The sequence below is a fragment of the Halorubrum xinjiangense genome (genome assembly GCF_900102375.1).
GTDB lineage: Archaea > Halobacteriota > Halobacteria > Halobacteriales > Haloferacaceae > Halorubrum > Halorubrum xinjiangense.
On record NZ_FNBO01000022.1, the window covers coordinates 17,907 to 28,733 of the forward strand.

Sequence of the window (10,827 nt, forward strand, 5' to 3'; positions counted from 1 at the left end):
GGACAAGATAGTCTGTTCGGATTCAAATCTCGTTATTTAAACTACGAACCCAGTCGTTTCCCGGATAATATATAATATTCGTTTGAATAACTCAATCTTTTTGTTGTGTGTGGCTATTTCACATCATGGCGAATGTCGACTGATCGACCGGACACCACGGAAGTCGCACAGCGGGACATCGAAGACGGACTCATCGCCAACGCGCAAGGCGCCGTCGGCGTCGTTCACTCGACCTCACAGTCGGTCGACAGTCAGCTAGACGAGATCGGCGGCGCGGCGAGCACGCAGGTCGAGGACATGGAGGCGGTAGCCGAAGACGTCACGGATTTGAGTGCCACCGTTCAGGAGGTCGCCGCCAGCGCGGATGAGGTGAGCCGGACGGCCGAGCGGGCGACCGAGGCGGCCGCGTCAGGTCGGGACGCGACCGGTGAGGCTGCGACCGCGATGGCGGAAGCCGCCGCGTCCACGGAGCGCGTCGCCGACCGGATGGAGGCGCTGGAGGCGCAGATCGGTCGGATCGACGAGGTGGTCGACGTCATCGACCGGATCGCCGACGAGACGAACCTGTTGGCGCTCAACGCCTCGATCGAGGCCGCCCGCGCCGACGAGGGGGGCGACGGGTTCGGCGTCGTCGCCGACGAGATCAAAGCGCTCGCCGCCGAGTCGCGATCCCGGACCGAAGAGATTGAGAGCGCGGTCGATGAGGTCCGCGATCTCACCGACGACGTGAGTCACGCGCTCGACGCGGCGGTCGCCGCGGTCGAATCCGGAACCGATGCGGTGGCGACCGCAGAGTCGGAACTCGACGTCGTCGACGACGAGATACAGTCCGCCGCGACCGGCGTCGAAGAGGTCTCCCACGCTGTCTCACAGGGTGCGGCGGCGAGTTCTCGCGTGGCTGACCGCACGCGGAACACGGCGGAAGTCGCGGGCGAAATCGAGACGTCGGTGGCGCGGATCCGCGACGAGCGCGCGCAGACGACCGACCTGCTGGAGGAGATCGACGACGCGCTGTCGTCGGCCCGCCGCCAGCGGGACGAGCGACTCGCGCGCGCACCGCGGATACCGACCGGAATCGACGACTTCGACGACGACGGCGGGCTCCCGGCCGGCTCTCGGAACGTCCTCCTGGCTGATCGAGGCGGTGCGGGCGATATCGCGGCGGGCGGAGCCGCGAACCGGACCGCCGCTGACGCGATCGACGACGCGGTCGCGGGGATCTGCGCGGCCGCCCTCGAAGCCGGCTGGGCGGTCTCCTTGTCGCCGACAACCACTCTCGACCGCGCGACGCTCCGATCGGTTCTGCGCCGAGACGCCGGCGTCACGCTGACCGACGCGCTCACGACCGACCGGCTGTTCGTCCTCGATCTCTTCGGGACGTGGGAGTCCGAGGAGAACGTGATCGACGTGACGACGACAACCCTCTCGCGGGCGAACGACCGGATCGCCGCCGAGCGGGATCGCCCCTGCGTCGTGATCGGAAACATCGCGGGCGAACTCGACCTGATGGGAGAGGCCGCGGTCCGGGAGAACACCTACGCCAACGACGGCGACACCCTCGGAGACGACGACCTCGTCGTGAACGTCGTCGACGAGTCGGCGGTCCCGGACCAGTTACAGTCGTTCTACCGCGGCGCGGCTGATGGAGTCTCTCGGGTCGATCGGTGAGGAGGTGGGAGTCGGCCGGGTGAGGGGAGGCGGCAACCCGGTCAGGGTGTGTCAAACTCGAGCCGTCCGGGTCGTATTCGGCGAGTTACTCAGCGTTTAAACGCTCTCAATACACCTATATTTCAATATATAGGAAGAGTTTAAACTACTGGCTAACACATTGAATTCGATGTCACGAGAGCGTGACTACGGACGGCGTGACGTGCTGCGAGCGGGTGGAATCGTACTCGGCGGGTCGCTCGTCTCGGGGTCGGCGACGGCCCAAGACGGCGAGGAGTCGACGACGCTGACGCTTTTGTCGTACAACGATATCCAGACAGCGGCGGCGGAAGACGAGAACTTCCCGCGGCTGGTGACGCTCATCGAACAGCGCCGCGCGGCGGCGGACGGCCCGGTCGTCGTGGTCGGCGGCGGTGACGAGGTGGGGCCGCACGCGCTCAGCCCCGTCTCGCAGTGGCGCGCGCCGGTCGACGTGCTCAACGAGGTCGGACCGGACGCCGACGTGATCGGGAACCACGAGTTCGACTACGGGCTCGACCCCATCTCGGAGGTGACGGCCGATTCGGACTTCCCCTGGCTCGCGACGAACCTCGTCGACAGCGAGACGGGCGAGGCGTTCGACGGGACGGAGTCGCACCGGGTCGTCGAGCGGGGCGGGGTCAGCGTTGGGATCATCGGCCTCGTCGACGACGGGGCGACGTACGGCAAGACGAACATCGACTTCGCCGCGGAGGGTATCACCCTCGAGGACTACACCGAGACCGGGCCCGCCCAGGCGAAGCGGCTGAAGGAGGATGAGAACGTCGACGTCGTCGTCGCGCTCGCGCACACCGGTATCGACGACGCCGAGCAGCTCGCCGAGGCCGACGCGGACGACGACATCGACGTCGTCGTGGTCGGCGACGACGAGCAGTTCTATCCGCCCGAGGAGGTCGACGGGTCGATCGTCTCGGAGGCGCGGGCCCGCGCGGCCTACCTCAGCGAGATCGAACTGACGGTCGCCGACGGCGAGGTCACCTCGTGGGAGGGGGAGCTGATCGAGGTCACGGACGACGTCGAGAAGGACCCCACCGCGTCCGAGATCATCACCGACTACCGCGCGGAAGTGGGGCTCGACTCGGTTATCGTCGAGAGCGAGACCCCGCTCGACGCGACGTTCGGCTCGAACTACCACCGCGAGACCGGCTACGGCAACCTGATCACCGACGCGATGCGCGAGCGGGCCGACGCCGACGTCGCGATCACGAACTCGGGCGGCATCCGCTCCGACTCGACGTACGGTCCGGGAGAGATCACCGGCGGTGACATCTTCAACACCCTCCCGTTCCCGAACTCGCTCGTGACGCTGGAGCTGACGGGCGAGGAGCTGGTCGAGGCGTTAGAGAGCCAGATCGTCACGCTGGAGAGCGAGACGGGGCAGGACCTCGGCGAGGAGGTCTCCCAGCAGACCAGCGGCGTGCGCTTCGAGTGGGTCCCCCACGAGGACGCCGACGAGCTGGTCCGCGACGTGTACGTCGGCGGCGAGCCGCTCGACCCCGACGACACCTACAGGGTGGCCGTCAACAGCTACATGGCCGGTGGCGGGAGCGGCTACCCGCTCGAAGACAAGCCGGTCGTCAAGGACACGGACGAGCTGCTCGTGACGCTGGTCGTCGACTACCTGCGAGAGCGCGACACCGTCGCGCCCGCCGTCGAGGGGCGGATGCAGCGCGTCGACCGGGATCTGCCCGACGCGTCCGTCACGGTCGACGGAAACGGGAAGGTGGTCGCGGAGTTCGAGGCGCCAGACGACGTCGAGTCGGTCGCAGCGGACACCGCCGCCCTGTGGACGGCCGACGGCGAGCACCGCGACGCCGAGAAGGTCGTCTTCGACGCGGACGACGAGACCCTGATGGTCCGCGTCGACGACGGCGACCTCGCGGAGACGATCGGGGAGGCGGACGACGGCGACGAGGTGCCGCTCGATCTCTACGTCGAGTACGAGTCCAGCGAGTACGACCACGTCTACTTCGAACGCTCGCGGCTGAACGCGGACGTGGCGGCGACCGTGCGGAATCGCGGTCGGGGCCGCGGCCGCAGTCGCGGGCGCGATCGCGTCGGGGCGCCCGGACGCTAGAGGTCGCGGCCGTCCCCCTCGGTCACCCTCGGTGTCCCGGCGACCGCGATCCGGCTGAGCGAAGGACGTCTATCCCCGCCCCGACGACCGCGCCGACGCCGTTGACCGCCGCGTCGCTCCACGCGAACGACCGCCACGGCACCGGCGCCTGAACGAGTTCGACGCCGAATCCGACGCCGGTCGCGACCGCGACGCCGAGGGCCGCCGCGGCGACTCGACGGTGGGGAGCGCGCCGGACGGCCCTCGTCACGAGCGCGGCGAGTATCGCGTATCCGACGAGATGGAATGCCGTGGTGACCCCGACCCACGCCGGGAGGACACCGTCCGGCTGGGCGCTCCCGGACGCTGCGCTCGGCACCGGGACGAGCGAGGCGACGACGACGACCGCCGCGAACGCGACAGCGAGGCGGCGCGGATCGGCTCCCGTCACGGCCCGGGGTTCGGCCCGGTTCGGGTTAACTCCCCGTTTCGACGGATTCGTCCCGTGTCAGCGCCCTAACCGCCGGACGGAGGCGTTCCGCGCGAACGGCGGCCGAGCCGAAACTCTGACCAGTTGGTAATCAGTTCCGGTTACGGCGCCGAATCAACACCTAACACGGTGTAGTCCCAATATAATGATAGAGCATTACATGACTGAAATGGGCGGCTACAGAGACCGTGTGGCACAGGTCGACCTCGGCGGCGGCGAGGTCAGCTACCGCGGGATCGACGACGACGACGCGGAGAAGTACATCGGCGCGCGCGGGCTCGGCGTCAAGTACGTCTTCGATAAGGGTCCCGACGTGGACCCGCTGGGACCGGAGAACCGACTGGCGTTCATGACGGGCCCGCTGACGGGGACCCAGACCGTGATGAGCGGTCGGATCGCCTTGGTGACGAAGTCCCCGCTGACGGGGACGGTCACGGACTCGCACCACGGCGGCTGGTCCGGCGCGCGGCTCAAGTGGGCGGGGCTCGACGGGATCCTGCTCGACGGCGAGAGCGACGAGCCGGTCTACCTGTTCGTCGAGGACGGCGACGTCGAGGTACGCGACGCCTCGCACCTCTGGGGGAAGGGCGTCCACGACACGATCGACCAGCTCGGCGAGGAGGTCGAGGGGAAAGTCGGCCGCGACGTCTCCGTGATGGCGATCGGGCAGGGCGGCGAGAACGAGGTGCGCTACGGCTGCGTCATCAACGAGGACGACCGCGCCTCGGGCCGCGGCGGCACCGGCGCCGTGATGGGCTCGAAGAACGTGAAGGCTGTCGTCGTGAAGTCCGGCACCGACATGCCGAAGCCCGCCGACCCGGAGACGTTCCAGGAGGGCTACCAGCAGGCGATGGAGGTCATCCGCGAGTCCGACGTCACCGCGCCCAACGAGGGCGGGCTCTCGATGTACGGGACGAACGTCCTGATGAACGCGACCGAGGAGATGGACGGGCTCCCGACGAAGAACGCGAAGCACACCTCGACGGAGGCGTACAGCGAGGCCGACGGCGTCGACGTCCAGGCCGAGCGCGTCTCGGGCGAGAACGTCCGCGAGAACATCCTCGTCGACGAGCCGACGTGTCACTCCTGTCCGGTGGCGTGTAAGAAGGAGGTCGAGGTCGACGTGACCCACAAGGGCGAGGAGATGAACGTCCGCATGGAGTCGTACGAGTACGAGTCCGCGTGGGCGCTCGGCCCGAACTCCGGCCACGACGACCGCGACGAGATCGCCGTCATGCTCGACCGGTGTAACGACCTCGGCATCGACACCATCGAGGCCGGCAACATGATGGCGATGGCGATGGAGATGAGCGAGGAGGGCAAACTCGAGGGCGTCGGCCACCTCGACTGGGGCGACTCCGAGACGATGATCGATCTCATCGACGAGATCGGCCACCGCTCGTCGGACCTCGGCGACCTCCTCGCGGAGGGCCCCGAGCGCGTCGCCGACGCGAAGGACGCCCACGGCAACAAGCTCTCCGTGAAGGGCCAGACGATGGCAGCCTACGACCCGCGTTGCATGAAGGGCATGGGGATCGCGTACGCGACCTCCAACCGCGGCGCCTGCCACCTGCGCGGGTACACGCCGGCCGCCGAGATCCTCGGCATCCCGGAGAAAGTCGACCCGTACGAGTGGGAGGGGAAAGGCGAGCTCACCGCCACCTTCCAGGACCTACACGCGGTGTCGGACTCGTTCGACATCTGTAAGTTCAGCGCGTTCGCGGAGGGGATCGAGGAGTACGTGCTCCAGTACAACGGCATGACCGGCCGCGACCTCTCCGAAGACGATCTGTTCGAGGCGGGCGAGCGCGTGTACAACCTCGAGCGCTACTACAACAACCTCGCCGGCTTCGACGGCGCGGACGACACGCTGCCGAACCGGTTCATCGAGGGGCACCCGGACGCCATCCCCGGCACGGGCGCCAGCGAGGGCGAGCTCGTCGAACTCGACCAGCTGAAGGCCGAGTACTACGAGACCCGCGACTGGGTCGACGGCGTCGTCCCCGACGAGAAGCTCGAGGCGCTCGGCATCGACATCGGGCCCGGCACCGGCGTCTCCGCCGGCGACTCCGCGGCCCCGGCCGACGACTGAGAGCGATCGCGTCCGACGACTCGCGTTTATTTTTAAGTACTCCGCGCCGGTAGCGCCGTCCATGGCGCATGACCCGCTTTCGCCCTCCGAAGCCCTCCGCACGCGCGTCGGCACCACGCTCGCGGCGGTGAGCCTGTTCGTGTTCGTCTACTCGCTGCTGATCGTCGGCCAGATCCTGCTCGGCGTCTGGACCGTCCTCGCGTTTACCGTCGGCCCGTACGTCTCGTACCGGCTGTTCGCGGCGCTCGACTCGCTCGCCGACGGCGCACAGCGGATCGCGGCCGCCCGCGAGCGCGAGGTCGACGGCGACGCCCGGTTCGACCGCCCCGTCGACCGGGACGCCTCAGAGGCGCGCGACCGCCCGTCGGCGCGCGCGACCGAGCGCGAGCGCTGACCGGTTCCTCCGAGTTGACGCGGAATCGTTCGACCGTAGCTACGCCGTTCTCGCCGCGGTTCGCCGTGACTACTTAACATCCCTCGCCGCGACCGGACGGGTATGAACTGGCGACTCGTCGCGACCGTCGGGATCGGGGTGACCGCGTTCCTTCTCGCGGGCGCCGCCGTCACGGGGCTGCTCGCGGCGTCGATCGAGTTCTCCGCGCTCGTCGGGCTCCCGGTCGGCGTCCTCGTCGGCGCCGCGGCCGCGGCCGCGACGTGGCTCCGCCTCTGGGACTCGCCGGGCGCTCGCCCCGCGCTCCTCGGCGTTTCGGCGGTCGGCTACGCCGTCCTCGTCGTCGCGGCCGCCTCGTACGCGGTCTCGTCGCTCCGCGGGTTCGTGAGCGTCGAGCGCGCGCTCGTCGTCGCCCTCCTCGTCGGCGTCGTCGCCTTCGCGCTGGCGAGGCGGCGGCCGGGCGGGTTCGACTGACTCGAATTCCCGAGCGCCCCGCTCCTCGCTCCGCTCACGCGAACACGACGAACCGGAACAGCCACAGCGTCGCCATCCCGGTCGCGATGGTCGCGAACACGTTCTCCGTCCGCCACGCGACCACGCCGGCGACGGCGCCCGCGATCAGCCGCTCGTCGAAGAGCGTCGCCGCGACAGACGGACGCAGCGTCACCAGACTCGGGAGGACGAGCGCCGCCAGCACCGCCGGCGGGACGTACCGCAGCGGCCGCTGGAGGCGCGTCGGGACCCCGTCGATCTGTCCGAACAGGTGGATGAAGGAGAGCCGGATCCCGTAGGTGATCGCGCCGATGACGACGATGGCGACCCACGCTCGCGGGGAGGCGACGACCGCACCGAGGCCGCCCGTCACGACGGTAGCACCTCTTCCGTCACCACGCCGGTCGCGATCCCGCACAGCGCACCGACGAGCAGGCCGAGTTCGTACGGCACGCCCGCCGCGATGACCGCGACCGCGCCGCCCGCGACGCCCGCGACGGTGGTCGGTCGGTCCTTCATCGCGGGGACAAGCAGCGCGAGGAACACGAGCGGAACCGCGAAGGTGAGCCCCCAGGCGTCGGGGACGCCGGCGCCGAGGACGACGCCCGCGACCGTGCCGACCTGCCAGACGATCCACAGCGACGCGGCCGCCCCGAGGTAGTAGCGCCACTGACTGCGCTCGGGGTTCTCGTCGAACTCGGCGACCGAGAGTGCGTACGCCTGGTCGGTGAGGAGGTAGGCGAGCCCCGCGCGGAGCCGCCGCCCGTAGTCGGCGAAGTGCGGCGCGATAGAGGCCGAGTACATCAACATTCGGAGGTTGATGACTGCCGCCGTGCCGACGACGACCGCGAGCGGCGCGTTCTCGCCGAGCAGCTCCAGCGCGGCGAGCTGGGAGGCGCCCGCGAACACGATCACGGACATCCCGATCGCCTCGGCGAGGCCGAGCCCGGCGTCGACCGCGGCGATGCCCGCAACGAGCGCGAACGGGACGATCCCGAGCATGAGCGGCGAGACGTCTCGCACGCCGGCTAACAGGTCCTCGTCGAGAACGGGGCCGCGCACGGCTACTCCTCCCGCGGGTACGGGTGCTCGTCGTACTTCGCCGCGAGGTGGTCGGCGTGTTCCAGCTTGGTGTTCGCCTTCCGGAAGGTGCCGAGCAGGGTGTGGATCTCCCGTTCCGTCGGATGCGCGCGGCCGAGCAGCCGGCGCATTAACAGCGCGTTCTTCTCGCGGACGTGATCGCGCTGGCCGGTCGCCGCGAGGAAGTCGGCGAAGAACCCGTGGAAGCGCTCGACGTCGGCCTCGGGGGCGCGCGTGACCTCTGTGTCGGGCAGCTGCGTCTCGTCGACGGTGAGGTCGCGGAGCTCGTATAACAGCACCGTCGCGGCCTGCCCGAGGTTGAGGACGGGGTAGTCGTCGTCGGCCGGGATCGAGCACACCTCGTCGAGCCGCGAGAGCTCCTCGTTGTTGAGCCCGCGCCCCTCGCGGCCGAAGACGATGGCGGTGGGCGCGTCGACCGTCTTCAGCGACTCGCGGAGTTCGACGGGCGTCTTGAACGGGAAGCGTTCGTGGCTGCGGTCGTCCTCGCCGGTGATCGCGGTGGTGCCGACGGTGTGGTAGTTCGCGACGACCTCCTCGAATGTGACCTCGTCGGCGTTCGGCAGCACGTCCTCGCGGGCGTGGCCGGCGAAGCCGTACGCCTCGCCGTCCTCCGCCAACTCCGGCGGGTCGACGAGCTTGAGATCCGTGAGCCCGAAGTTCTTCATCGCCCGCGCGATGGTGCCGACGTTTCCTGGCGTCTCGGGCTCGACGACGACGACCACGGGCTTCCGCCGACCGCCGTCGGGATCGTCCGGCACCGCATCGGTCGCGTTCGCGTCGTGCTTGGGCCCGTCGTCGGCCGCGTTCGCGTCGGGCTCGTCGCTGTTGTCGGCCGCGTTCGCGTTCCCCTCGTCCCCCTCGTCGCCGCTCATCGGTCCGTCGGGTAGTCGGTCGAGAGGTCGAGGTCGGCCTCGACGACCTCCTCGTCTGTCAGTTCCTCCTCGTCGTCCGTCTCCTGTCCCGCGAGTTCGAGGATGTCGATCCGCTCGCCCTCGAAGTCTTCTTCGAGCCGCGCTTGAACCTCCTGTTGGTCGGGCAGGTCCGGGAGCCCGTCGGGGTCCTCCTCGACGTGCTCGACGGAGCCGTACCCCTCCGGCGCCTCGTTGCCGGCGGCGACCCACTCGTGGAAGCGGTCGGCGAACTCGACGGATCCCTTGTGCTCGCTGCCGCCCGCCTCGCGGAACCAGTAGAGCAGGTCCGGCTCGTGTTCGGGGCAGAGCAGCACTTCGCCGTTCGGCTCGCCGTACACGATCTCCGCCTCGTTACAGCGGTGGACCTCGTCGTCGCCGTAGTCGAGGTAACAGACGTCGCAGGGCTCCTCGACGAGGCTGACGAGCCGCAGGAGTCGCTCCCGGGGGTCCTCCGGGATCTCGTCGAGGGGCTTCAGCTCCTCGTCGTCGGTGAATATCTCGTCCTCCTCGAAGCGCCACCCGCGGAGGCCGATGCTCACTTTCGCCATGTCCACGCTACGCTCCGGCGGCGATAAAAGCGCGTCCTTCCCGGCACGAGGGCGGGCGCGACGCGGCCCGACGGAGCCGGCCTTTTAAATCCACGAACCGCCTCGATGCGAGTATGCGACGCCGTCGGCTCCTCGGACTGGCTGCTGTAACGACCGCGGGCGCGGCGGCGGGCTGTCTCGGGGACGGCGAGCCGACAGACAGCGGCGAGGCGGGCGACGGAAGCGGCGCGGGCGGCGACGGCGAGACGACGGGCGACGACGCCGAGTGGCCCAGCGAACCGTACGCGGACTACGAGACGACGGCGGTGACCGTCGAGAGCCCCGAGGGCGAGGCTCGGGGGTCGGTGACCGCGGCGATCGCTGATACCGACGACAAGCGGCTCCTCGGGCTCAGCGACGCCGAATCCTTGCCCGAGGACGGTGGGATGCTGTTCGTCTACGACGCGCCGCGCCAGAGCCTGACGTACGTGATGCGGCGGATGAGCTTCGGCATCGATATCGTGTTCGTCGACGGCGACCGGGAGATCACCCGGATCCACAACGCGCCCGAACCGGGACCGAACGAGGACGGCGAGGAGCAACAGTACGACGGGTCGGGCCAGTACGTGTTGGAGGTCCCCTACGAGTGGACCGACCGCCACGGCGTCGCAGTCGGCGACTCGCTTCGATTTGAGTTATAAATAGAGTTTATCTGGCCGCGTCGTGTTAACTTAAGCATGATTCCACCAGACGGCGTGGGCTTGCAACCACGTTTCCGCGGTCGGTGGATCGACATGGCTGAAACAGTTTGAAAACGAAGAGGTTCGTCGTTCTACTTCTCTAAAGACACGTTCGACAGAATTTCTGAAGCCGTGTTGTTCGACACGGTAGCTGTAGTTTTCGCGGCGGAGCCCACCGATCAGATCGTCTGCGTCATCGACGAGAAACAGAGCGTCTTCGACATCATGTTTCTCAGCTAGTTCAGTGAGAAATTCTCGTGCGATCGGGATCGTATACGTCGGAAACAGCCGCGAATGAAGGATTCTGTTCGTCTGCGGAT

General features: G+C 68.5%; 11 protein-coding genes and 1 pseudogene. 6 read left to right on the top strand and 6 right to left on the bottom strand.

The genetic code is table 11. The annotated features are described in order from the left end of the window. The first annotated feature begins 132 nt into the window (after positions 1–132). Together F3H13_RS15860 and F3H13_RS15865 are read left to right on the top strand one after the other, a co-directional pair. On the top strand, positions 133–1,668 hold the full coding sequence (locus tag F3H13_RS15860) for a methyl-accepting chemotaxis protein (protein WP_149799974.1): 1,536 nt from the start codon (positions 133–135) through the stop codon (positions 1,666–1,668). Between the two features lie 202 nt (positions 1,669–1,870). Continuing rightward, the gene (locus F3H13_RS15865; protein ID WP_149799984.1) at positions 1,871–3,784 is read left to right on the top strand and encodes a 5'-nucleotidase C-terminal domain-containing protein; all 1,914 of its coding nucleotides are present in this window, start codon (positions 1,871–1,873) and stop codon (positions 3,782–3,784) included. A gap of 22 nt (positions 3,785–3,806) precedes the next feature. Here the strand turns inward: F3H13_RS15865 and F3H13_RS15870 are convergent, their stop codons facing one another. Beyond that, a complete protein-coding gene (locus tag F3H13_RS15870; RefSeq protein WP_149799975.1) occupies positions 3,807–4,214 on the bottom strand; it encodes a VanZ family protein in 408 nt (135 codons plus the stop codon). Between the two features lie 199 nt (positions 4,215–4,413). Between F3H13_RS15870 and F3H13_RS15875 the strand changes: the two genes are divergently transcribed. The 3 genes from F3H13_RS15875 (at position 4,414) to F3H13_RS15885 (ending at position 7,210) form a co-directional block, all read left to right on the top strand. Then, complete coding sequence (locus tag F3H13_RS15875) at positions 4,414–6,345, top strand: aldehyde ferredoxin oxidoreductase family protein (protein WP_149799976.1); 1,932 nt, start codon at positions 4,414–4,416, stop codon at positions 6,343–6,345. Between the two features lie 61 nt (positions 6,346–6,406). After that, complete coding sequence (locus F3H13_RS15880) at positions 6,407–6,739, top strand: hypothetical protein (RefSeq protein ID WP_149799977.1); 333 nt, start codon at positions 6,407–6,409, stop codon at positions 6,737–6,739. Between the two features lie 102 nt (positions 6,740–6,841). Then, positions 6,842–7,210 (top strand): hypothetical protein, encoded by a 369-nt coding sequence (locus F3H13_RS15885; protein ID WP_149799978.1) that lies wholly within the window; start codon positions 6,842–6,844, stop codon positions 7,208–7,210. Between the two features lie 34 nt (positions 7,211–7,244). On the opposite strand, the gene F3H13_RS15890 is transcribed toward F3H13_RS15885, so the two are convergent. From F3H13_RS15890 to F3H13_RS15905, 4 genes are read right to left on the bottom strand one after another with little or no spacing between them, the layout of a single operon-like run. Further along, on the bottom strand, positions 7,245–7,601 hold the full coding sequence (locus tag F3H13_RS15890) for an AzlD domain-containing protein (RefSeq protein ID WP_149799979.1): 357 nt from the start codon (positions 7,599–7,601) through the stop codon (positions 7,245–7,247). After that, a complete protein-coding gene (locus F3H13_RS15895; RefSeq protein ID WP_149799980.1) occupies positions 7,598–8,290 on the bottom strand; it encodes an AzlC family ABC transporter permease in 693 nt (230 codons plus the stop codon). Before F3H13_RS15895 ends, F3H13_RS15890 begins: the two co-directional genes overlap by 4 nt. Positions 8,291–8,292: 2 nt before the next feature. Next, positions 8,293–9,201, bottom strand: coding sequence for an RNA methyltransferase (locus F3H13_RS15900; RefSeq protein ID WP_149799981.1), 909 nt, complete (start codon positions 9,199–9,201; stop codon positions 8,293–8,295). Next, positions 9,198–9,788: a hypothetical protein gene (locus F3H13_RS15905; RefSeq protein ID WP_149799982.1), complete on the bottom strand. Its 591-nt coding sequence runs from the start codon at positions 9,786–9,788 to the stop codon at positions 9,198–9,200. The genes F3H13_RS15900 and F3H13_RS15905 overlap by 4 nt, the downstream gene beginning before the upstream one ends. A 113-nt stretch (positions 9,789–9,901) precedes the next feature. Between F3H13_RS15905 and F3H13_RS15910 the strand changes: the two genes are divergently transcribed. Next, positions 9,902–10,468: a DUF192 domain-containing protein gene (locus F3H13_RS15910; RefSeq protein ID WP_149799983.1), complete on the top strand. Its 567-nt coding sequence runs from the start codon at positions 9,902–9,904 to the stop codon at positions 10,466–10,468. 30 nt (positions 10,469–10,498) lie between these two features. Here F3H13_RS15910 and F3H13_RS16465 read toward each other — a convergent pair. Next, a pseudogene (locus tag F3H13_RS16465) lies at positions 10,499–10,827 on the bottom strand (IS6 family transposase); the annotation flags it as partial.

What these genes read in the sequence shown, in the direction of transcription:
- F3H13_RS15900 (WP_149799981.1), bottom strand. Translation starts at nt 9,201, where the DNA reads ATGAGCGGCGACGAGGGGGACGAGGGGAACGCGAACGCGGCCGACAAC.
- F3H13_RS15880 (WP_149799977.1), top strand. Translation starts at nt 6,407, where the DNA reads ATGGCGCATGACCCGCTTTCGCCCTCCGAAGCCCTCCGCACGCGCGTC.
- F3H13_RS15905 (WP_149799982.1), bottom strand. Translation starts at nt 9,788, where the DNA reads ATGGCGAAAGTGAGCATCGGCCTCCGCGGGTGGCGCTTCGAGGAGGAC.
- F3H13_RS15910 (WP_149799983.1), top strand. Translation starts at nt 9,902, where the DNA reads ATGCGACGCCGTCGGCTCCTCGGACTGGCTGCTGTAACGACCGCGGGC.
- F3H13_RS15875 (WP_149799976.1), top strand. Translation starts at nt 4,414, where the DNA reads ATGACTGAAATGGGCGGCTACAGAGACCGTGTGGCACAGGTCGACCTC.
- F3H13_RS15860 (WP_149799974.1), top strand. Translation starts at nt 133, where the DNA reads ATGTCGACTGATCGACCGGACACCACGGAAGTCGCACAGCGGGACATC.
- F3H13_RS15885 (WP_149799978.1), top strand. Translation starts at nt 6,842, where the DNA reads ATGAACTGGCGACTCGTCGCGACCGTCGGGATCGGGGTGACCGCGTTC.